The organism is Pampinifervens navoyensis (genome assembly GCF_046159715.1).
Classification (GTDB): Bacteria; Aquificota; Aquificia; order Aquificales; family Aquificaceae; genus Pampinifervens.
The window spans coordinates 160,948-181,559 of sequence record NZ_JBJXCT010000002.1; the positions used below are offsets into that span (position 1 = coordinate 160,948).

General features: G+C 47.4%; 28 protein-coding genes. 18 read left to right on the plus strand and 10 right to left on the minus strand.

What is annotated here, in order from left to right:
- The first annotated feature begins 11 nt into the window (after positions 1-11).
- Both gatB and ACKRDP_RS02475 read left to right on the plus strand, forming a co-directional pair.
- Complete coding sequence (gatB, locus tag ACKRDP_RS02470; protein ID WP_409153228.1) at positions 12-1,430, plus strand: Asp-tRNA(Asn)/Glu-tRNA(Gln) amidotransferase subunit GatB; 1,419 nt, start codon at positions 12-14, stop codon at positions 1,428-1,430.
- Complete coding sequence (locus tag ACKRDP_RS02475; RefSeq protein ID WP_409153167.1) at positions 1,427-1,807, plus strand: DUF2784 domain-containing protein; 381 nt, start codon at positions 1,427-1,429, stop codon at positions 1,805-1,807. The genes gatB and ACKRDP_RS02475 overlap by 4 nt, the downstream gene beginning before the upstream one ends.
- Here the strand turns inward: ACKRDP_RS02475 and ACKRDP_RS02480 are convergent.
- Positions 1,790-4,147: a putative bifunctional diguanylate cyclase/phosphodiesterase gene (locus ACKRDP_RS02480; protein ID WP_409153168.1), complete on the minus strand. Its 2,358-nt coding sequence runs from the start codon at positions 4,145-4,147 to the stop codon at positions 1,790-1,792. The two genes, ACKRDP_RS02475 and ACKRDP_RS02480, sit on opposite strands and share 18 nt — an antisense overlap.
- A gap of 208 nt (positions 4,148-4,355) precedes the next feature.
- Between ACKRDP_RS02480 and rpiB the strand changes: the two genes are divergently transcribed.
- Genes rpiB through ndk form a run of 6 tightly spaced genes read left to right on the plus strand, consistent with a single transcriptional unit; the run spans position 4,356 to position 7,000 of the window.
- A complete protein-coding gene (gene rpiB, locus ACKRDP_RS02485) occupies positions 4,356-4,802 on the plus strand; it encodes a ribose 5-phosphate isomerase B (protein WP_409153169.1) in 447 nt (148 codons plus the stop codon).
- An 18-nt stretch (positions 4,803-4,820) separates the two neighbouring features.
- Positions 4,821-5,261, plus strand: a complete 441-nt coding sequence (locus tag ACKRDP_RS02490; RefSeq protein ID WP_409153170.1) for a F0F1 ATP synthase subunit B — start codon at positions 4,821-4,823, stop codon at positions 5,259-5,261.
- The gene (locus tag ACKRDP_RS02495; protein WP_409153171.1) at positions 5,258-5,752 is read left to right on the plus strand and encodes a F0F1 ATP synthase subunit B; all 495 of its coding nucleotides are present in this window, start codon (positions 5,258-5,260) and stop codon (positions 5,750-5,752) included. Before ACKRDP_RS02490 ends, ACKRDP_RS02495 begins: the two co-directional genes overlap by 4 nt.
- Positions 5,749-6,285 carry a F0F1 ATP synthase subunit delta gene (locus tag ACKRDP_RS02500; protein ID WP_409153172.1) on the plus strand — a complete coding sequence of 179 codons (537 nt, stop codon included), beginning with the start codon at positions 5,749-5,751 and terminating at the stop codon, positions 6,283-6,285. Before ACKRDP_RS02495 ends, ACKRDP_RS02500 begins: the two co-directional genes overlap by 4 nt.
- Position 6,286: 1 nt before the next feature.
- A complete protein-coding gene (locus ACKRDP_RS02505; protein ID WP_409153173.1) occupies positions 6,287-6,565 on the plus strand; it encodes a hypothetical protein in 279 nt (92 codons plus the stop codon).
- Positions 6,566-6,577: 12 nt separating this feature from the next.
- The gene (gene ndk / locus ACKRDP_RS02510; RefSeq protein WP_409153174.1) at positions 6,578-7,000 is read left to right on the plus strand and encodes a nucleoside-diphosphate kinase; all 423 of its coding nucleotides are present in this window, start codon (positions 6,578-6,580) and stop codon (positions 6,998-7,000) included.
- On the opposite strand, the gene hemH is transcribed toward ndk, so the two are convergent.
- Genes hemH through ACKRDP_RS02525 form a run of 3 tightly spaced genes read right to left on the minus strand, consistent with a single transcriptional unit; the run spans position 6,958 to position 9,915 of the window.
- Positions 6,958-7,977, minus strand: coding sequence for a ferrochelatase (hemH, locus tag ACKRDP_RS02515; RefSeq protein WP_409153175.1), 1,020 nt, complete (start codon positions 7,975-7,977; stop codon positions 6,958-6,960). The genes ndk and hemH overlap by 43 nt on opposite strands.
- Before the next feature lie 7 nt (positions 7,978-7,984).
- Positions 7,985-8,689: a 1-(5-phosphoribosyl)-5-[(5-phosphoribosylamino)methylideneamino]imidazole-4-carboxamide isomerase gene (hisA, locus tag ACKRDP_RS02520; protein WP_409153176.1), complete on the minus strand. Its 705-nt coding sequence runs from the start codon at positions 8,687-8,689 to the stop codon at positions 7,985-7,987.
- On the minus strand, positions 8,686-9,915 hold the full coding sequence (locus ACKRDP_RS02525; protein WP_409153177.1) for an EAL domain-containing protein: 1,230 nt from the start codon (positions 9,913-9,915) through the stop codon (positions 8,686-8,688). The genes hisA and ACKRDP_RS02525 overlap by 4 nt, the downstream gene beginning before the upstream one ends.
- Positions 9,916-9,936: 21 nt before the next feature.
- Between ACKRDP_RS02525 and hslV the strand changes: the two genes are divergently transcribed.
- On the plus strand, positions 9,937-10,473 hold the full coding sequence (hslV, locus tag ACKRDP_RS02530; RefSeq protein ID WP_409153178.1) for an ATP-dependent protease subunit HslV: 537 nt from the start codon (positions 9,937-9,939) through the stop codon (positions 10,471-10,473).
- Between the two features lie 15 nt (positions 10,474-10,488).
- Positions 10,489-11,916, plus strand: coding sequence for an acetyl-CoA carboxylase biotin carboxylase subunit (locus ACKRDP_RS02535; protein WP_409153179.1), 1,428 nt, complete (start codon positions 10,489-10,491; stop codon positions 11,914-11,916).
- Here ACKRDP_RS02535 and ACKRDP_RS02540 read toward each other — a convergent pair.
- The 3 genes from ACKRDP_RS02540 to nadC are packed head-to-tail and all read right to left on the minus strand — an operon-like array spanning position 11,904 to position 13,802.
- Complete coding sequence (locus tag ACKRDP_RS02540; RefSeq protein ID WP_409153180.1) at positions 11,904-12,647, minus strand: hypothetical protein; 744 nt, start codon at positions 12,645-12,647, stop codon at positions 11,904-11,906. The two genes, ACKRDP_RS02535 and ACKRDP_RS02540, sit on opposite strands and share 13 nt — an antisense overlap.
- Entirely contained in the window at positions 12,644-12,961 is a 318-nt protein-coding gene (locus ACKRDP_RS02545) for a rhodanese-like domain-containing protein (protein WP_409153181.1), read from the minus strand. Before ACKRDP_RS02545 ends, ACKRDP_RS02540 begins: the two co-directional genes overlap by 4 nt.
- 22 nt (positions 12,962-12,983) lie before the next feature.
- On the minus strand, positions 12,984-13,802 hold the full coding sequence (nadC, locus tag ACKRDP_RS02550) for a carboxylating nicotinate-nucleotide diphosphorylase (RefSeq protein WP_409153182.1): 819 nt from the start codon (positions 13,800-13,802) through the stop codon (positions 12,984-12,986).
- A 24-nt stretch (positions 13,803-13,826) separates the two neighbouring features.
- Here nadC and ACKRDP_RS02555 point away from each other — a divergent pair, with 24 nt between their 5' ends.
- Together ACKRDP_RS02555 and rfaE2 are read left to right on the plus strand one after the other, a co-directional pair.
- Positions 13,827-15,278, plus strand: a complete 1,452-nt coding sequence (locus tag ACKRDP_RS02555; protein WP_409153183.1) for a glycogen synthase — start codon at positions 13,827-13,829, stop codon at positions 15,276-15,278.
- Positions 15,268-15,747 carry a D-glycero-beta-D-manno-heptose 1-phosphate adenylyltransferase gene (rfaE2, locus tag ACKRDP_RS02560; RefSeq protein ID WP_409153184.1) on the plus strand — a complete coding sequence of 160 codons (480 nt, stop codon included), beginning with the start codon at positions 15,268-15,270 and terminating at the stop codon, positions 15,745-15,747. Before ACKRDP_RS02555 ends, rfaE2 begins: the two co-directional genes overlap by 11 nt.
- On the opposite strand, the gene ACKRDP_RS02565 is transcribed toward rfaE2, so the two are convergent.
- Positions 15,726-16,304, minus strand: coding sequence for a hypothetical protein (locus tag ACKRDP_RS02565; RefSeq protein ID WP_409153185.1), 579 nt, complete (start codon positions 16,302-16,304; stop codon positions 15,726-15,728). The two genes, rfaE2 and ACKRDP_RS02565, sit on opposite strands and share 22 nt — an antisense overlap.
- Positions 16,305-16,337: 33 nt before the next feature.
- Here ACKRDP_RS02565 and panC point away from each other — a divergent pair, with 33 nt between their 5' ends.
- From panC to nusB, 3 genes are read left to right on the plus strand one after another with little or no spacing between them, the layout of a single operon-like run.
- Positions 16,338-17,198 (plus strand): pantoate--beta-alanine ligase, encoded by an 861-nt coding sequence (panC, locus tag ACKRDP_RS02570; RefSeq protein ID WP_409153186.1) that lies wholly within the window; start codon positions 16,338-16,340, stop codon positions 17,196-17,198.
- Entirely contained in the window at positions 17,185-17,649 is a 465-nt protein-coding gene (gene ribH, locus ACKRDP_RS02575; RefSeq protein WP_409153187.1) for a 6,7-dimethyl-8-ribityllumazine synthase, read from the plus strand. Before panC ends, ribH begins: the two co-directional genes overlap by 14 nt.
- Positions 17,646-18,062 (plus strand): transcription antitermination factor NusB, encoded by a 417-nt coding sequence (nusB, locus tag ACKRDP_RS02580; protein ID WP_409153188.1) that lies wholly within the window; start codon positions 17,646-17,648, stop codon positions 18,060-18,062. The genes ribH and nusB overlap by 4 nt, the downstream gene beginning before the upstream one ends.
- Here nusB and tatA (ACKRDP_RS02585) read toward each other — a convergent pair.
- Both tatA (ACKRDP_RS02585) and tatA (ACKRDP_RS02590) read right to left on the minus strand, forming a co-directional pair.
- Entirely contained in the window at positions 18,059-18,256 is a 198-nt protein-coding gene (gene tatA / locus ACKRDP_RS02585) for a twin-arginine translocase TatA/TatE family subunit (RefSeq protein ID WP_489685575.1), read from the minus strand. The genes nusB and tatA (ACKRDP_RS02585) overlap by 4 nt on opposite strands.
- Positions 18,253-18,432, minus strand: a complete 180-nt coding sequence (gene tatA, locus ACKRDP_RS02590; RefSeq protein WP_409153189.1) for a twin-arginine translocase TatA/TatE family subunit — start codon at positions 18,430-18,432, stop codon at positions 18,253-18,255. Before tatA (ACKRDP_RS02590) ends, tatA (ACKRDP_RS02585) begins: the two co-directional genes overlap by 4 nt.
- Before the next feature lie 151 nt (positions 18,433-18,583).
- Between tatA (ACKRDP_RS02590) and ACKRDP_RS02595 the strand changes: the two genes are divergently transcribed.
- Genes ACKRDP_RS02595 through yihA form a run of 3 tightly spaced genes read left to right on the plus strand, consistent with a single transcriptional unit; the run spans position 18,584 to position 20,603 of the window.
- Positions 18,584-18,793: a cold-shock protein gene (locus ACKRDP_RS02595; protein ID WP_409153190.1), complete on the plus strand. Its 210-nt coding sequence runs from the start codon at positions 18,584-18,586 to the stop codon at positions 18,791-18,793.
- A gap of 35 nt (positions 18,794-18,828) precedes the next feature.
- Positions 18,829-20,055 carry a bifunctional folylpolyglutamate synthase/dihydrofolate synthase gene (locus ACKRDP_RS02600; RefSeq protein WP_409153191.1) on the plus strand — a complete coding sequence of 409 codons (1,227 nt, stop codon included), beginning with the start codon at positions 18,829-18,831 and terminating at the stop codon, positions 20,053-20,055.
- Positions 20,052-20,603 (plus strand): ribosome biogenesis GTP-binding protein YihA/YsxC, encoded by a 552-nt coding sequence (gene yihA / locus ACKRDP_RS02605; protein WP_409153192.1) that lies wholly within the window; start codon positions 20,052-20,054, stop codon positions 20,601-20,603. Before ACKRDP_RS02600 ends, yihA begins: the two co-directional genes overlap by 4 nt.
- The last annotated feature ends 9 nt before the right edge of the window (positions 20,604-20,612 follow it).

Here is a 20,612-nt window from a genome sequence, read left to right on the forward strand (position 1 = left end):
TAAGCATGAGCATGGAATTTGAGCCAGTTATAGGTCTTGAGATACACGTGCAGATGGACACAAGAACAAAGCTCTTCTGCTCCTGTCCGGTGGAGTTCGGTGCAGAGCCCAACAGCAACGTGTGTCCTGTATGCCTTGGGCTTCCCGGCAGCTTGCCGGTTATAAACAGGAGGGCAGTGGAGTTTGCCATAAGGGCAGGGCTTGCCCTGAACTGTCAGATAAACACCCGCTCAGTCTTTGCAAGAAAGAACTACTTCTATCCAGACCTTCCAAAGGGCTATCAGATTTCTCAATATGAGGAGCCTCTTGCGGTCAACGGATGGCTTGAGGTTGGTGGCAAGAGGGTAAGGATAAGAAGGCTTCATATGGAGGAGGATGCGGGTAAAAACATCCACGAAGGCTCAAAGACCTATGTGGACCTCAACAGGGCGGGCACGCCCCTCATGGAAATAGTCACAGAGCCGGACATAGACTCTCCCCAGATGGCGAGGGAGTTTCTTGAAAGGCTCAGGAACATAATGAGATATGCGGGCGTGTCCCGTGCAGACATGGAAAAGGGACAGCTTCGCTGTGATATAAACCTCTCCATAAGACCAAAGGGCTCAAAGGAGCTCGGCACAAGGGTGGAGATAAAGAACGTAAACTCCTTCAGGTTTGTGCAGAAAGCCATAGAGGCGGAGATGGAGCGTCAGATAAAGCTGGTGCTGTCCGGTGAGAAGGTGATTCAGGAAACACGGACCTTTGACCCCTCCACGGGGCTCACCCATCCCATGAGAACAAAGGAAGAGGCAGAAGACTACCGATACTTCCCAGACCCGGACCTTCTCCCCCTCGTGATTCCTGCAGACTGGATAGAAAGTATAAGAAGGAGCATGCCAGAGCTTCCAGAGCAGAGGCTTGAGAGGTTCATCAGAGATTATGCCCTTGACGAGTATTCCGCAAGGGTTCTGACCGACAACAAGGATCTGGGAGACTTCTTTGAGGAGTCTCTGAAGTTTTATCCAGAAGACCCTAAACTGACCGCCAACTGGCTGCTAAACGACCTTCTTGGAAACCTCTCTGAGGCTGGAAAAGATATAGAAAACTCCACGGTAAGCCCCCAGAGCCTTGCGGAGCTCGTAAAGCTCATAAGGGAAGGCGTTCTTTCTTCCAGACTGGCAAAAGAGGTGTTAAAAGAGATGGTCTCCACGGGCAAGGAGCCCTCAAAAATAGTAGAGGAAAAGGGACTCAGGCAGGTAAGTGATGAAGACACCATAAGGGCAATGATTGAAGAGGTGGTGAAAGAAAACAGCAGAGAGGTGGAACGTTTCAGGGCTGGTGAAGAGAAGGTCTTTGGCTTTCTTGTGGGTCAGGTGATGAAAAAGGCAAAGGGCAAAGCAAACCCACAGGTGGTAAACAGGCTCCTCAGAGAGATGCTGACCGGTGGATGAAGGAGCTCTACCTCTTTCTTGCCCATGTGGTGGTCTTTGTCCACTTTCTCTGGATAGTCTTTCTGCTAACGGGCTGGGTCTTTTCCCTTAGATTCAGAGCAATAAGATGGCTCCACATGGGCGGAGTCCTCTTTGCCCTTTTCCTCAACATCACAAAACTTCACTGCCCCCTTACATACCTTGAGATATGGCTCAGAAAGAAGGCGGGTGCACAGGCATACGACAGCTCCTTCATAATCCATTACCTTGAAAAGCTCATATACATAAGAATAGAGCCTGAGCTTCTGAGACTTCTTACCTACCTTTTTGTTGTCTTCTTTCTTGTCTTTTATGGTCTTCTTTGGTTAAAGAATAGAGCTTCAAACCAGCCTTTCTGAAGGCTTACCAATGTAATAACCCTGAGCATAGTCAACTCCGATGTCTTTCAGTATTCTGAGGACCTCTTCGCTTTCCACGTGTTCCGCAATGGTTTTCATACCCATTCCCCTTGCGAGGGTTACCACGGACTCTATGAATATCCTGTCTCTCCAGTCCTCCTTCAGGTCCTTTACAAACTCCCCTTCCAGTTTTACAAAATCAACGGGCAGTTTCTTTATGTAATGGAAAGAGGAATACCCAGAACCGAAGTCGTCAATGGCAAAGAGAAAACCTTCAGCCTTGAGCAATCTTATAAACCTTTCAAGAAGGCTTATGTTCCTTATACTTTCCCTCTCAGTAAGCTCAAAAACAAGCTGTGAAGGCTCTATGTCATAGGATTGTATAAGCCTTTTCATGTTCTTAATAAAGTCATTCATAAGCATAGCCCTTGGGGATAGATTGAGGAAAAGCTTACCCCGGTAGTTGACCTCGCCGGCTTTCCTGATAGCCTTTTCATAGACCATGGCATCCATCCTTAAAACAACACCGAGCCTCTCAGCCATCTCTATAAACTCACCCGCAGGTAAGAGACCCTCGCCTATTCTCATAAGAACCTCATAACCAAACACTTCTCCTGTTCTTAGGTCCTGTATTGGTTGAAAGAATGGATAAATCTCCCCTCTGTCAAGAGAAGTTAGAACCCTTATAGCTTTACTACTGTATTCTCTGTATGATTGCACAAGGTCTTCTTGACTTGGAAGCCTTATCCTGTCCTTGCCCTCTTCTTTGGCGTTTCTGAGCATGCTGTCTGCTATGAGAAAAAGGTCCTTTGGTGTGTTCGCATGGTCTGGATATACTGCTATCCCAGCGGAAACTCTCGGTGATACGGAGCTCTGGTCAGGCAGGGTCAGTGTGATGCTTTCTATGTGTTCTTTAAGAGATGATGCAAGGCTGTAGGCGTTAAGTGGGTCAGCCCCAACAGCTATAATGGCAAATTCATCCCCTCCATACCTTGCAGCTATGTCTGCCTTTCTCTTTCTTTCACCTATGGCCCTTGCAACTTCTTTTAGAAGCGTATCACCCACATGGTGACCATAGGTGTCGTTTATGAATTTGAAATTATCGAGGTCAAGGATTATCAGGGAAAGCTTCCTGTCAAACCGCTTTGCTCTTTCCATCTCATAGTTCAAAAGCTCCCAGAAGGTCCTCTGGTTATAGAGTGTGGTGAGCGGGTCCCTCATGGCATAAAACTCTACCTGCTCTATGTAATCACTTATAGCCTTTGAAGAGCCTATGGCGTTCACGAGGGTTGAAAGCAGGCTGTTGATAACCGCTTGCTTTGCAGGGTCCTCCATCACACAAGATTCCACTCCAACGCCAACGATTCCCCCAACCTGCGGCTTATCAAAGAAAACAGCTTTTGTTCTCAGTCTTATTTTTTCTCTGTCCTCTTCGCTATAGCTTTCAGAACCGTTTACCGTATGGTGAAAAAGGTATAGCTGTCTTCCCATGAGCAGAGACAGTGGAAGCTCAAGGCTTACTTTTGATTTTATGAAGGATTCTATGTAGTTTTTTGTCTCCTCATCTGCCCTTTTATACCAGAATATTTCAATCTTGAGCACATCCGGCTCAAGGAAGAGTGAGAAGACTATGTCTATGGGGATTATGGAATTCATCTCCTTTATAAGGTTTTTTACATAATCGTGCCAGTTTTTTATGGTCTTTGAAGTTATTATGAACCTTTCTAAAAGCTTGGCTTCCGTATCTAAAATGTCCCTATCTATGGCTATTAATTTTATTCTGGTGCCAAGATGCTGGAGTGATTCGTAAATAGGCTTAAGTTCTTTGTAAGATATTTCAGTTCTTCTGAGGAGACTTTCCACATCCTCAACGGATTTTATGCTTTCAATACTTTCACTTATGCTATTACTTAAGGATTTTATAAGACTTCTGAATGTGAACATAAGAAATGTAAACAGCACAGAAAAGAACAAAAGAGGCGTAAGTGTAAGGAATTTAAAAGTGCTCTCAATGCCAGAAATAAAGGCTTTCAGATTTATGCTTGTCTCCACAAGTCCGAGGACACTGCCCTCCTTTGCATTCCAGTGGCACCTGAGGCATTCACTTTCTGCCTTGATGGGTTTTATGTAAAAATAAACGCCTTTTTCAAACTTGCTCTGAGCTTCGCCCCTCATGGCTATAAGATGCATGGCTGTCTTTGCAGGTTCAGGAACAGTTCCATAAATCTCCTTTACAATATCCGACCTGTATAAGTTTATGCTTACCGGGGTTCCCTGATAAGAGACCTCAATAGCCTTCATAAATTCAAGAAGGTCTTTTCTTTCCCACCCCCTTTTCATAACCTGATATATGGAGCTGAAAACCTGATTTGAAATCCCATGGGCTGTTTGATGTGCCATGTTCTGGGTGAAGGATTTTACATAACGGGAGGCAATTATGTAAATAACAGCGTAAACCGGAAGGATTATCAGTAGGTATAAGAAGGTAATTCTAAATATCAGGCTTTTTTGAGCTTTCACCGATTAAATTATAGCTTATAATTAAAACATGCTCAGCATAGCCATCGGCTCAGACCATGCAGGATTTCCCCTCAAGGAGAAGATTAAGGAGTTTCTCCTTTCAAAGGGTTATAAGGTAATTGACTTTGGGACGGAGTCCACAGACTCCACCGATTATCCTCTCTTTGCAAGGGATGTATGTCTTGCGGTTCAGAGGGATGAGGCTCAGAGAGGGATTCTGGTCTGCGGGACTGGTATAGGCATGTCCATAACAGCCAACAAGTTCAGGGGCATAAGGGCTGCTCTGTGTCTTAATGAATACATGGCTCGTATGAGCAGAAAGCACAACGACGCAAATGTGCTGTGCCTCGGAGACAGGATATTGGGAGATGACCTTGCCCTTGCCATAGTGGAGGCATGGCTTTCCGCAGACTTTGAAGGTGGCAGGCACGAAAGAAGGGTGAAGCTCATAAAAGAGATAGAGGATATGCTATAATACCTACAGGAGGCTGTCATGGATATACAGCAAGCCATGTATCCCAACATAACCCTCTTTATTCAGGCGATACTTTTTCTGGTCTTCACCGCCATAGTGAGAAGCATCCTTGTAAAGCCCTACTCTCAGGTTATAGAGGAGAGGGAGAGGCTCACGCAGAAAAACACGGAGGAAGCCATAAGGCTCAGAGAAGAGGCTCAGAGGCATTTTCAGGAAGCCCAGAGCATACTGGAAAAGGGAAGAAGGGAGTCCAACCAGATACTGGAGCAGGCAAGAAGGGAGGCAGAAAGGCTCAGGGCTGAAATTCTTGCAAAGGTGGAGCAGGAAACTCAGGAAGAGATATCAAGGGCTGTTGAAGATATAAGGAAGAGCCTTGAGGAGGAGAAAAGAAAGCTTGATGAAAGAGTCAGGGAAATTGCAGAGCTCATCACCAGCAAGGTTCTGGAGGAGGCGGCATGAGTGAAGGAAACCACACCCTTGAGCTCCTGTGGAAAGGTCTCAACATACTGGCTTTTCTGGGTATAGTCTACTACTTTGGAAGAAAGCCCATCTCAGAAGCCTTTAACAGATACTTTCATAGCCTTACTGAAAAGCTGATAGGCTCTGAAAGGGAGCTTACGGAGGCTCAGGAAGAGCTAAGAAGAGCAAAGGATAGCCTTCAGGACGCTCAGAGAAGGTATCAGGAGCAACTCAGGATATCCCAGCAGACTGCACAGACCATTAGAGAGGAGGAGGAGAAAAAGGCGCAGGAAATAGCTGGCAGGATAAGGGAGAAGACAAAGGAGGTCATAGACATAGAGCTAAAGAAGGCAAAGGAGGAGCTTCTTCGCTACGGTGCGGGGAGGGCATACCAGCTTGCGGTGGATGCTCTTAAGGAAAGGTTTAAAGATGAAAAGCTCCAGAGGGCATACATAGAGAAATCCCTCAAAAAACTGGAGGCGGAAAGATGACCGCAAGACCGGAGATAGTGAGAAAAATCGCCAAGCTGCTCCTGGAAAAGTCTCCAAAGGAAAGGCAGGAGCTTCTGAAGTTATCCCAGCTTCTGGAGCTTCTTTACAGGCTATACAGGTCAGAAAAGGACTTCAGGGGCTTTGTGCTCAACCCCACTATACCCAAGGAGAAAAAGCTTGAATTTCTGAGAAGTCTCAGAGAAAGACTGGGTATAGACCAGAGGGTGGATGAAGTTCTTGACTATTTGCTTGAGGTCAACGCTGTCCCCATACTGGGGGAAGTCAGAAGAGTCTATGATTACGAGGTGGAAAAGCTCCTCAGGCTCAGTAAGGCTTTGCTGGTTCTGGCAAGGAGGGTAAACGAGCAGGAGCTGGAAAGGATAAAGGAAGTCATAAGAGAGTTCACAGGAAGGGATTACGAGTTTGAGGTGGTAGAAGACCCTGAGCTAATTGGGGGCTTTCTTCTCAAGACATCAAGCTTTGTGCTGGATGCCTCCGTTAAGAGAGGGCTTGAAGGAATCCTGAGAGGCTGACATGGAATACCCCAGAGAAAAGTTTGAACAACTTTCAAAAAGATTAAAGTCTATGGCAATTCCTCCAGAGGTGGACGTGGAGCTTCTCATGCCCGAAAGGGACGATGTGGAATATCCAACGGTGGTCATAACCTACCTTGAGGGTGATGAGGAAGGTCCTCAGAAGGAGCTGGTTTTCAACGAAGCCTACTGGAGCTCTTCTGTGGAAAACCTGCTGGGTGCGGTGATGCATCAGGTCAAATCCCTTATGGAAGAGCTACAATCCTTTGAAGGAGAATAGAGGAGGTAACAGATGGAGAGGACGCTGGTTATTGTAAAGCCCGACGCCTTTGAAAAGGGAGCCACAGGCAGGATAATTGACAGGTTTATATCCGAGGGCTTTAAAATAAGAGCCCTCAAGCTCTTCAGATTTACAAGAGAGCAGGCAGAGGGTTTTTACGCTGTTCACAGAGAAAGACCTTTCTTCGGTGAGCTTGTGGAATTCATGACCTCAGGTCCGGTGGTTGCCATGGTGTTGGAGGGCGAGGATGCCATAAGGAGGGTAAGGGAAATCATAGGTCCAACAGACAGCAACGAGGCAAGAAAAGTAGCACCCAACTCCATAAGGGCTCTCTTTGGCACCGACAAGGGCAAGAATGCAGTGCACGCTTCAGACTCAAGGGAGTCTGCGGACTACGAGATACCTTTTATATTCTCACAGCTTGAGATAGTCTGAAGCACGAGCTCTTTAAGAGCCTGTATGTAGGTGGGGTGTGTTTTCAGCGTGGGTATTCTCACAAAGTCCACACCCCTCTCCCTTGCCATGTTTCCGTAAAGGTAATCAAGCTCGTAAAGGGTCTCTGAGTGCTCGCAGGTAAAGGACACGGGGATAACCGCTATCTTTTTCACTCCTGAGTTTATGAACTCTTCTAAAAGCCTGTCGGTAAAAGGCTCAAGCCACTTGGTGGGTCCCACCTTGCTCTGATAGCCCAGAGCATGCCTTACACCAGGAAAGTGCTCCATTATCAGCCTTACTGTCTCCTCAGTCTGTTTCTGGTAGGGGTCCCCCTCTTTTATGATGTTCACAGGGAGGCTGTGGGCGGTAAAGAGGAAAAAGTATTCCTGCCATCTGGGCAGGTTTTCTCTTATGTTTTCCACCATCGCCCTTATGTAGGTGGGGTGGTTGTGATAGCAGTTTATCCTGAGTATAGGCACTGAGGAGGGGTAAAAGTAGGGGTTTTCCTGCCCCCTGAGCGTGGTCAGTGCAAAATGCCTGCCCCTTCCTGTAAGTCTTCTAAAGACTCTGTCAAACTCGTTAAAGGAAGAGCCAGTGGTTGTCCTGCTATACTGGGGATACAGAGGCAGAAGAACAAGCCTTTCCACGGGGTGCTTTAGAAGCTCTCTCAGGGCTTCTTCTGTGAAGGGGTGCCAGTATCTGAGGGCAACCACCACCTTAAAGCCCTCTCCCAGAGCTTCCTGCAGTGCCTGAGCCTGAGCCTGAGTCTGCTCCCTCTGAGGAGACCTGCCACCCATTATCTCGTAGTAGTGCCTTGTCTTCTTTGCCCTCAGCCTTGAGATGAGCCATGCCACTGGCTTCTGTATGGGTCTGGGAATTCTTATTATGTCGTGGTCAGAAAAGAGGTTATACAGAAAGGGCTGTATTGCAGACAGGCTGTCCGGACCGCCCATGTTAAAGAGAACCACTCCCGTCATGGAAAAATCATACCAGCTCTCTCAGGTTTATTCTGCCCTCATAAATTGCCTTTCCAACCACAACCCCTTCCACTACACCCATGAGCCTTTTTATGTCCTCAAGGCTGGCAACTCCGCCAGAGGCAAGCAAGGGCTTTTTCACAAATTTTCTGAACTCTCTGTAGGGCTCTGCGTCCACGCCCTCAAGAGTGCCGTCCCTGTCTATGTTGGTGTATAGGTATCCCCATATGGGCTTTTCTTCATAGACAAGGGCAAGCTCCTGCGGGCTTATAGAACTTTCTTCTTTCCATCCACCCACCGCTACCTTTCCTCCCTTTGAATCTACCGCCAGTATGACCCTCTGGGGGAAAAGCTCCAGTATGCGCTCAAAGGTCTCGGGCTCCCTAACAGCCAGAGTGCCTACAACAAAAAGGTCCACACCTTCCTCCAGCAAAACCCTACAGCTCTCCGGGTTCCTTATACCCCCACCCACCTGAACTATGCCGGAGAAAGACCTTCTTATGAGCTTTATGGTGGGCAGGTTTACCGGGATACCTTTGAGGCTTCCGTCAAGGTCCACCACGTGAAGCCTCTTAAAACCAAGCTCCTCAAAAAGTCTTGCCATATCCTCCGGCGAGTTTGAATATACCTTTGCCTTCTCAAAGTCTCCCCTCAGGAGCCTTACCAGCTTACCACCTTTGATGTCTATGGCAGGAATTACAAAGTCTCTCATAGTATCTGTGGTTTACCCAGATAAAAGCCCTGTGCCATGTCCACTCTCAGGCTCTTCACGAGCTGAAGCTCATCCTCCCTCTCTACCTGCTCCGCAAGAACACTGAATCCCAGCCTCTTCAGACCAACAACAACCCACTTAAGCATGGAACGAGCTTCTCTCAGGAAAAAGCCATCAAGCTTTACCACATCCGGTTTCGTTTTTATCAGCCTTTCCACCGAGGAATATTCAACTCCAAAGTCGTCCACTGCAACCCCAAAACCGTAGCTTCTGACTTCCTTTACCAGCTCCACCAGGTCTTCAGTGCTGCCTGTCATCTTACCCTCAGAAAGCTCTAGCACCACTCTGGAGGGTTCAAGTCCATAGGAGATTACTTCCTTGTGAAAGTCGGAGACCTTGAGCCTACCCTTGGCTATAAAGTTGACAAAGTTGTAGGGGAAGTTTATGTACATCCTTCCTTCTAACCCAATTGCTTTGAACCTTAAAAAGGCCTTCTGAAGCACTATCTCTTCAAACAGGCTTATGAAAGATGTCTTTAAGAGGTCCTCTATGAAACACCCTGCAGGCACAACCCTCCCATCCTCCATCAGCAGCCTCATGAGCACCTCGTAACCCTCAACCTGCCCCTTCTCAAGGTTGTATATGGGCTGAAAGGCAGGTTCTAAAGACCTTTTGTTTAAAACCTGCAGAAGGGTCTGGTGGTCAAGGGACTTTCTGGGAAGCTCTTCCTGGATAAGCACAATATCATCTCCGCCTCTGCTCTTTGCCTCTGCTACACGGGTTTCTACAAGCTCAAGCACAGCCTCTGCACTGTTTCCCTTCGGCACGAAGCTGTAAATACCAATGGTAACACTTATTCTTGACTCCAGTTCAAGACCCTCTATCCTGTTCCTTATCCTCCTTGCCACTTTCTCTGCACCCTTTGTATCAGAGTTTGGAAGTAATATGAGAAAGGAACTGCCTTTGTATTTCCCAGCTATATCACTTTTCCTTATGCTGGAAGAAATTATTTCGGCAATTTTCAAAAGAATATGGTTACCATATCCATAGCCACCCTTTCTGTTTATCTGTTTCATGTTGTCCACATCCAGAAGGACTACAGAAAGACTTTCTCCCCTCCTTTCATAAAGGTAGATTAATTTCTGCACGTATTCAAGAAGGCAACCTATGTTTGACGCAAGCGTTTGCCGATAGAGTTCCAGACAGCTAAGATTTTTCCTAACCACAGACTGTAAAATATTATAACAATGGTAGTAATAAAATCAACCACCATAATTGCAGTGAGGAGAAAGGGCACCACCGTAATGGGTGGCGATGGTCAGGTTACTCTTGGCTCTTCCGTGATAAAGCATTCTGCAAAGAAAATAAGAAAGCTATACAGGGACAGTGTGCTTGTTGGCTTTGCCGGTTCAGCGGCCGATGGGCTTGCCCTTATGGAAAGGCTTGAGGCAAAACTGGAAGAGTTCAGGGGTAACCTTCTCAGAGCATGCGTGGAACTTGCCAAGGACTGGAGGATGGACAGGAGCCTGAGAAGGCTTGAGGCACTTCTGCTTGTGGCGGACAGAGAGCGCATGCTACTTCTCTCTGGCAACGGTGATGTGATAGAACCCGACGAGCCAGTGCTTGCCATAGGCTCGGGAGGAGATTACGCGAGGTCTTCAGCTCTAGCCCTCTACAGAAACACAGACATGTCTGCAGAGGAGATAGTGAGAGAATCTCTGAAAATTGCAGGTGAGATATGCATATACACAAACCAGAGCTTTCTTATAGAGAAGCTGGAGTAGGCTAAAATTTTTGTCATGTTTAGAAAAGTTCTTGTGGCAAACAGAGGAGAGGTTGCTCTCAGGATAATAAGGGCCTGCGAGGAGCTTGGTATAAGGACGGCGGCCATATACTCAGAGGCAGACACAAGGTCCCTCTATGTGAAAAAGGCAGATGAGGCATATCTCATTCCCGGAGACCCCGTGCGGGCTTATCTTGACTATGTGAAAATCGTAGACCTTGCCAAATCAGTAGGGGCTGATGCCATACATCCAGGTTATGGCTTTCTTGCGGAGAACGCAGACTTTGCCCGCTACTGTCAGAGCAACCGTATAACCTTTATAGGACCCTCCCCAGAGCATATTGAACTCTTCGGGGACAAGGTAAAGGCAAAGCAGGCAATGCAGAAGCTGGGCATTCCCACCATACCCGGTTCCCCAGACCCTCTCAAAAATCCAGAGGACGCCCTGCACTACGCGAGGGAAATAGGGCTCCCCGTGATCCTAAAGTCTGCCTATGGCGGTGGTGGGAGGGGGATGAGGGTTGTCCGAAGCCTTGAGGAACTGCCAAGGCTTTTTGAGTCTGGCTACAGGGAGGCGGAGACCTTCTTTGGAAGGGGTGACCTCTTTGTGGAGAAGTATTTAGACAATCCCAAGCATATAGAGGTTCAGGTTCTCGGGGACATGTATGGCAACGTGGTTCATCTGGGTGAAAGGGACTGCTCAGTGCAGAGAAAACATCAGAAAATCATAGAGCTTACCCCGTGCCCCGTGCTTCCCACGGAGCTCAGACAGAAGATGCTCGGGCTGAGCGTAAAGGCAATGATGCAGGTGGGATACTACAGCGCAGGCACTCTTGAGTTTCTTGTGGACCTCAAAAGCAAAGAGTTTTACTTCATAGAGATGAACACGCGACTTCAGGTGGAGCACACCATTACGGAGATGGTGACAGGTATAGACATAGTGGAGACAATGATAAGGGTTGCTGCGGGTGAGCCTCTCCCCTTCACCCAGAGTGATGTGACCTTCAGAGGCTATGCCATTGAGTTCAGGATAAACGCAGAAGACCCCAGAAGGGGCTTTGCACCAGCTCCTGGCAAAATAACCGCCTACTATTCTCCCGGCGGTCCAGGCATAAGGATGGATGCGGGTGTTTACAAGGACTACGTGATTCCGCCCTACTATGACTCCATGATAGCCAAGATGAGCGTCTGGGCTCTAACATGGGACAGGGTGCTGGCGAGGGCAAGAAGGGCAATAGATGAGTTTATAATCAGAGGTGTCCCCACCAACATACCCCTTCATAGAGAGATAATAAGAGACCCAGACTTTATATCGGGCAACTTTGGCATAAGGTTCCTGGAGGAAAAACTTCCCCACTACGATTTTGAGATAGAGGGTGAGGAAGACCCCGAAACCCTGGCCCTTGCCATATCTGCTGCCATAGCGGCCTACTACGGACTGTAATCTACGGACACCCCACTGCTCTCAAAGCCAAGGGGGCCGACCACTTTCACCGTGTAGGTGGCCTTTGTCTTCGGCGGTTCTACCTCAAGGGCAAAGCCCATGGTCCTTTCTATCTCCTTCCCGTCCCTGTAGACTACAAACTCCCTGTAAGGGTGCGGGTAAAACCAGACAAGGTAGAGACTATTTTTGCTTGCTCTTAGCTCAAGCCCTTCAACCTCCGGGACTGGGGGTGGAGGCTTGGGCTTTACGCAGAATTCCACGGGCTGGCTCTCCACATCTCCTTTAAGTCCAGTAAGGGCGTAGCATCTTTCCCAGTAGTCCTTCTCCAGCTGTATTTCCCTCATGAAAGTTTTTGCTGTCTCAGGGTGGATAAGGCCATCTCTGAGAACATAGAGTCTATAAGCTTCAAAACCAGAAGGAAGGACCTTTACGGAGGTGTCTTCTTCCAGAAGTCTGACAGATGGCCTCTCCTCCAGAGCCTGAGGGACGCAGAACTTTCTGGAGCCTTCCCCCAGTCTCTCTACCACAAGGCAGAAGGCTTTTCCTTCCTCCCTTACCCAGTAGTCATCGTGTTTTTCGAATCCCTTTACCTTTATGTCTCCAGAAAGACTCTTCACGTATACCTTCTGCCCTATTCTTCTTATCTCAACCTCCGGAGGTTTGAGCACTTGGGGATTTGCCTTTATGCCACAGCCTGCCAGTAAAAGAGCTAGCGGCAGGAATCTTTTCATTTAGGCGGTCCAGACTCCTTTTCGTAGGGCCATATGAGTATGCCACCTGCCAGATTGTAGGCCTCGTAGCCCATGTGCCTCAGAAAATAGGTTGCAAAGGCACTGCGTTCACCACTTCTGCAGTAGACTATGTATGTTTTATCCTTTGGCAGGTCTTTGAAGGCGTATCTGAGCTCATCAAGGGGTATGAGCGTTGAGTTGGGAATTCTTAGCTGCACGTGTTCCTGCGGTGTTCTCACATCAAGAAGAACAACATTGTCCTTCTGAAGCATTTCCTTTGCTTCCTGCGGTCCTACCTCTGGCACCTGAAACATGCTTACCTCCTTAAACTGATAATTATATTCTAAAGAGTCTCATGCTCAGGTCAAGCCACCTTGCTGAGTGGGTTATGGCACCGCTTGAGATGAAATCAACTCCTTCTATTGCATAACCCCTTATGTTCTGAAGTGTTATGTTGCCCGACACTTCCACCATGACCTTCCCCTTTGTGAGCTTCACCGCCTCCCTCACCCCTTCAGTGCTGAAGTTGTCAAGAAGGACCATGTCAACGCCACACTCAAGGGCTTCTTGGAGCTCCTGAAGGCTCTCCACCTCCACCTCAATTCTGTAAACTGGACTTATCCTCTCCTTTACCCTTTTTACCGCTTCCTTAATGCTACCAGCCACCACCTTGTGGTTGTCCTTTATGAGCACCATATCGTAGAGGGCATACCTGTGGTTTACGCCTCCACCCACTCTAACCGCATACTTTTCAAAGTATCTCAGGCCGGGGGTTGTTTTCCTTGTGTCAAGAAGCCTCACATCAGTTCCTTCAAGGGCCCTGACAAATTTTCTCGTGAGCGTGGCAATTCCGCTGAGCCTCTGAAGAAGGTTGAGAGCTACCCTTTCACCCATCAGCAGCACATCCGCAGGACCCTCAATTAAAAGTAGCTCATCACCCTCAAAAAACTCTTCTCCATCCCTCAAACTCCCTATGAGCTTTACCTCTCCAAGAAGCCGGAATACCCTCAGGGCAAACTCTACACCGGCAAGGACTCCTCCCTCCTTAGCCCTTATAACTCCCCTCGCCCTTTCACCTCTGAACATGCCCTCTGTTGTTATATCCCCCCTTCCCAGGTCCTCTTCAATAAATCTTAACAAAAGGCTGTCTACCATAGGCTATAATTTTAAAGGGGAGCTATGAAAATAGTGTTCGTTGCCTCAGAAAGCGCCGCCTACATAAAGGCGGGTGGGCTTGGGGATGTGGTTCATTCTCTTGCAAAAGCCCTTATAAGACTTGGACACTCCCTTTATGTGATAATGCCCAGATACTCAAAGATAAGGGGAGACATGAGGGCTGTATCTGGCGGAAAAGTCTTCTTCGGCAACCAGTGGCAAGAATTTAAGGTCTTTGAGGATATAAAGGAACATGTGAAATATTACTTTCTGGATTCTCCTCAGTATTATCAGAGGGATTATATATACGCGACCCCTAAGGGAGAATACGAAGACAATCCCCTCAGGTTCGGCTTTCTGTCTCTGGCCAGCCTTGAGGTGATAAAGAGCCTGCAGATTAAACCCGATGTGATTCACCTGCACGACTGGCATACGGGGCTTCTACCCCTCTACAAAAAGATACACTATTCAGAGCTTCATCATGTTCCCACCATATTCACCATACACAACGCCCTTCATCAGGGCATATACGACCACCACTTTATCCCACTTCTCAACCTCCCATGGGATGTTTACCATCCCTTTAACGGTATAGAGTTTTATGGAAAAATAAACTTCCTCAAGGCGGGGATAGCTTTTTGTGATGTTCTGACCACCGTGAGCCCCTCCTATGCTGAGGAGCTAAGACACCACGCCTACGGTCTTGAGGGTCTTATAAGGGAAAAAAAATACTTTTTTGGTATATTGAACGGCATAGACTACGATGTGTGGAACCCTGAATCTGACAGGCTGATAAAACACCATTACGGCGTAAAAAACTTTCCCAGGGGCAAGGCTGGCAACAAAAAACATCTGAAGGAAACCTTTGGGCTCAAGACGCCAAACGAAAGACCCCTTGTGGGAATGGTTTCAAGGCTCACAGCACAGAAGGGTCTTGACCTTGTTCAGGGAATACTCTGCGAGGCAGTCCGAGAGGGTTTTGACTTTGTTTTCCTTGGCTCGGGGGAGGAAAAGTATCAGGATATGCTCATAGAGTTCATGAAGAAACATCCGGATAGCGTCAGGGTCAGAATCGAATACAACGAGGAACTTGCCCACAAGATATTCGCCGGAGCGGACATGTTCCTCATGCCCTCTCTCTTTGAGCCCTGCGGCATATCCCAGATGATAGCCATGAGGTATGGCACAGTCCCTGTAGTGAGGTCAACGGGCGGCCTCAGAGATACGGTGATAGACTTTGTGGACAACCCACATGAGGGCAACGGCTTTTCCTTTGAAGAATTCTCAAGTAGAGAACTCATGCATGCCCTTCTCAAGGCAAGGGTATACTACGACATGCACATGTGCGACCACTCAAAGGAATGGCATGAAATAATAAAAAGGTGTATGAAGAAGGATTTCTCCTGGGAAAAAAGCGCCAGAGAATACGAGAGAATATACTCCACAGCTATAATGCTCAGAAGATATGGTTCTTAGTCTTGAGGAACTCATAAAACTTCTTGAACCTGTAAGAGACAGAAAAAGTATAGTTTTTACAAATGGCTGTTTTGACCTGCTTCATGCAGGGCATGCCAATTACCTTGCAAAGGCAAAGAGCCTGGGTGATATACTTGTGGTGGGGCTAAACTCCGACTCCTCTGTAAGGAGAATCAAGGGTCCAAAAAGACCTGTAATTCCACAGCACATGAGGGCTTACCTCCTTGACAGCCTCAAATCCGTGGATTTCGTGGTCATATTTGAAGAAGACACGCCTCTGGAGCTCATAAAAGCCATAAGGCCCCATGTGCTTGTAAAGGGTGCAGACTGGGATATAAAGGATATAGTAGGGGCAGACTTTGTGCTTTCCTACGGTGGGAGGGTGGAGAGGGTAGAATTTGAGTTTCACATATCCACCTCTGATATCATACGCCGGATAGTTGAGCTTTACAGAGAGGAAGAAAGATGAGCCTCTATGGCATCTTCAAGTCTTGAGAGAAGTTCCTGGCTCACTTTCAATCTTTCAAGTCTCTTTAAAGCTTCTTCCTCCATTAGTCTTCTTACGAGCCCCCTGAGTCTTTCTTCAAAAACCTCCTCCTTGTAAAGTCCAAGGCGCCTGAGAAAATCTAGCTTGAACTTTGAAAGGAATAAGCCATGGTTCTGTGGATTGAGAGTGATGTAGAAAAGTGCCATGTTAAAAAGTTCAGGGTCATACTGCAGAAACCATCTTTCTACAAAGAGGGCAATAGAGTTCATCCACACAAACCTCTGATAGCTCCCAAGACATAGATAGGATATAAACTCCACTTCAATGAGGTCATCAAAGATTATCAGACTCCCAGATTGTCTGTATACGAAGCTTATTAGGTTGAAAGCTTCTAAATAGCCCAATAGCCCCCTGTCTACTTTCAGTCCACCTGGCACAAAGACCTTTACAGGTCCGCAGGTTCCGTAGGCTTTCAGCATTATGTCCTCGTCACCCGCCCTGAACCTTCTGAGAATCAGGAAACTACCCTTTGCGGACATGTGCTATAATTATAGCCCTCTGAATGATGAGCCATGCCAACGCTTTTTAAAAAGCCAAGAGAAATAAGGAATTACCTGAAGTCTGTCAGGTGTGATAGCAGGCAGAGTATCGGCTTTGTTCCCACAATGGGCTATCTTCACGATGGACACAGAAGGCTTATAAGAGAATCAAAATTGCATAACGACATTACTGTGGTAAGCATCTATGTGAACCCACTGCAGTTTGGTGTAGGAGAGGACTACGAAAAATATCCCAGGGACATAGAGAGGGACATGAGTATATGTGAGGAAGAGGGCGTGGATGTGGTCTTTGCTCCCTCTGATGAAGACATGTATCCAGAAAAACCCCTTGTAAGCATAGAGATAAAGGGTCTCACAGACTTGCTTGAAGGTAAGTTCAGACCTGGTCATTTCGGTGGTGTATGCACCGTTGTCCTCAAGCTCTTTAACATAATACAACCTGACAGGGCTTACTTTGGAGAAAAGGACTATCAGCAGCTTAAGATTGTGCAGAGGCTAGTCAAAGACCTGAGCCTGCCCGTGGAGATAGTTCCGGTTCCAACAGTCAGGGATGAGGATGGGCTAGCTCTGAGTTCAAGAAACTCATATCTCTCCCCTCAGGAGAGAGAATCAGCCCTTTCCCTCTACAGGTCCTTCCTTCTTGCAGAAAAACTCTTTAAAAACGGCAACAGGCAGGCAGAGCTGCTCAAGGAGGCCATAAGGGAGTTTATACTGAGGCATCCCCATGTAAAGGGTATAGATTATGTAGAGATAACTGACCAGGACCTAAGGCCGGTGCAGGAGGCAAGCGTAGGTGATAGAATACTTCTTGCAGTGTGGGTAGGAAACACGAGGCTCATAGACAACTGGAGGATAGGCGATGCAGAAGTATGAGGGTCTTCTGAAGGCAGAAGGTATAAGCATTGGTATAGTGGCCAGCAGGTTTAATCATCTTTTGGTGGACAGACTGATAGAGGGTGCTACAGATTGTATAATCAGGCACGGAGGCGCTGAGGAAAACATACATCTTGTAAGGGTTCCTGGCTCATGGGAGATTCCCCTTGCAGTAAAGGAGCTCATAAACAGAAAGGGGCTGGATGGAGTTGTTGCCCTGGGTGTTCTTATAAGGGGACAGACACCACACTTTGAATACATAGCCAGTGAAGTGGCTAAGGGTCTTGCCGTGGTAAGCCTTGAGACTGGAAAACCTGTGGGCTTTGGAGTTATAACTGCGGATACCTTGGAGCAGGCAGTGGAGAGGGCAGGGACCAAGCAGGGCAACAAGGGCTGGGAGGCAGCGCTGTCTGTTATAGAGATGGTCAACCTTCTGAGAAGTTTTGAATGATATACAAACCTCAGGCAAGAAGGGATGCCTTTTTAGTCCTCTATCAATGGGATATGAAGGGCGAACCAGTTGAAGGACTTGTAGAAGAATACATAACAGCAAACCGTATAAGCCTGCAGGACCAGAGAAGATACTTGAGAAAACTTGTAAAGACATACATGGAAAACTCCACAAGCATTGACAAGCTAATAGCTGAGCTTTCAGAAAGATGGGACATTGACAGGGTGGGTTATATAGAGAGGAACATACTCAGGATAGCTCTTGCTGAGTTTCTTCATGTGGGAGTGAAAAATCCAAAACTAACCATCTATGACTATGTGAAGCTGGCACAGAAGTATGCAGGCAAAAAATCTGCACAGTTTATAAACGGTATACTGGGAAGGGTGGTAAAGGAGAAGTTGGGTGAAGGCTAAGACTTTTCCCCTTCCTTGACCTCCTCGCCCTTTACCTCCTTCACCTTTTCCTCCTCACCTGAAAAAGCCTTCTTGAAGTTTCTTATGCCCTCGCCCAGGGACCTGCCAACTTCGGGGAGTCTACCCGCTCCAAAGATGAGCAGGACTATAAGAAGTATTAGAAGAATCTCCGTAAAGGATAGCTGTGGTATCATGCCTGTTCCTTCTTTTCGGGCTTTTTCTCCTCTTCTGTCTCACCGGCAAGAGCCTTTTTGAAGTTCCTTATGCCTTCACCCAGCCCCTTGCCAAACTCGGGCAGCTTTGAGGCACCAAATATGACAAGTATTACGAGAAGTATAAGGACTATCTGCCAGGGCAATGGAAAATGCATCTTTTCACCTCCTTGTCCTTAATAATTATATGCCCGCCCCTTGACAAAGACAAGGGGACAGTTTATGATTATCCTGGAGTGGGTAAAGAAAGGGAGGGCGCCTACCTTTCTGGACTTACTCAGTAATAATTTTTAAGGAGGTTTTTGTTCCATGTCACTCACAGGCACAGTCAAATGGTTCAGCAAGGAAAAGGGTTATGGCTTTATAACCCGAGATGACAATCAGGGGGATGTGTTCGTTCACTTCTCCGCCATACAGCAGAGGGGCTTCAAAACCCTTGAGCAAGGTCAGAGGGTTGAGTTTGAAGTAGAACAGGATACAAAGGGTTTGAGAGCAAAGAACGTAAAAGTCCTGTCATGACCCCTTCCCCCTCCGGGGGGCTATAATTAATCCTTATGCAACTCTACGACCTGTATCGTGGCAGGGATTATCACATTGTTCCAACCTTGGAAAGGATAGAAAAGGCCGTAAGCTATCTATCCTTCAAACCCTCTTACATTTCACTTCAGGTAGGTGGGACCAACGGAAAAGGTTCTACCTGTGCCTTTGCTCAGAGCATCCTCAGACATCATGGCTATAAAGTTGGCTGGTTTGTTTCTCCCCATCTCTCTGATGAGAGGGAAAGGTGGAGGATAAACGGTGAGAAGATACCCGAGGAAAGACTCTCAGAGCATGTGGGGGAGCTGAGACCTGTTTTTGAGAGGTTTGAACTCACCTACTTTGAAGCCTGCACACTTATAGCACTCCTATACTTTGAGGAAGAGAAGGTGGACTTTGCGGTTTTTGAGGTAGGCATGGGCGGCAGGTGGGATGCAACAAAAGTTTGCCAGCCAGAGGTCTGCGTAATAACCAACATACAGAGAGACCATACCAGGTGGCTTGGAAGGGACTGCGAAAGCAGGGCGGTGGAGAAGCTGGGCATCTACAGAAGGGGAAAGCCTCTGGTGCTCGGGAGTATGAGGTTTCCGCTATACACAAAGGCTCTGGAGCTGTGTGATGAAAGGGACCTTTATGTGGCCGGCATTGACTTTTTCTGCTCTGGCAGGGTTGAGGGTGCAAAGACGGTTATGGATTTTTACGAGGATGGAAATATCAGGCTTGAAAAAGCAGAGCTTGGTCTCTGGGGCAGGTATCAGGTTGACAACGCAAGCCTTGCCATAAGGGCTACTGGGCTTTTGATAGACCTGAAAGAGGATGCACTCAGGAACGCTCTGAAAACTACCAGATGGGAGGGCAGGATGGAAATCCTCAGGAAAAGCCCCCTGTTAATACTGGACGGAGCCCATAATCCTGACGGGGTGGCAAGGGTTGTGAAAGAGTTGAAAAGGCATATGGGAAAGCTTACCCCTGTATTTACAGCCCTGAAGGACAAGGAGTGGGAGCTTTCGCTTTTTCATCTGAGGGAGCTTTCAGACAGAATTTACCTTGTTCCTGTAAAGCATCACAGAGGAGAAGAAATGCTGACCCTCTATCAGAAGGCGAGAGAAGTGGGCTTTAGAGAAGTCATTGTTCTTGATGGCTCAGAACAGCTTCTTGAACTCAAAGAGGACCTGCTGGTGCTTGGGTCCTTATATCTTGTAGGGGAGATAAGGGAGATACTGGAGAGGGAAAAGGTAGTATGAAGGTTAGGTTTGTGGGTAGTTTTGTGAAAGGCTTTCCCATGGACGACCTCATGCATGTGGTATTTGTGGGCAGGTCAAACGTGGGAAAGTCATCCCTCATAAACATGCTGGTGGGGAAAGATGTAGCACGGGTAAGCAAAGAGCCCGGCAGAACAAGAGCCATAAACCTTTTTCTCCTTGAAGACCACGGTCTTTATCTTGCTGACCTTCCGGGCTATGGCTTCGCAAAAGTTTCAAAAAAGGTAAGGGAAGAGTGGAAAAGAATGATAGAGGGATACTTTCATGCCTGCTGGGAAGACATAAAGCTTGTCCTTTTGCTCATTGACAGCCTTGTGGGTCCTACAGAGCTGGACATTGAGAGCCTTAACTGGCTTCAGAGCCTGAATCTTCCCCACATAATAGCCCTGACAAAATGTGATAGAGCGAGCCAGAGAGAACTCAGTTCAACGCTCAAAAAGATAAGGGAATTTTCCCACGCAGAGGTAGTGCCCACTTCTGCAAAAGAGGGTATGGGCAAGAAGGAGCTTCTTAAATATGTTCTCAGCTAAGGCACCTCA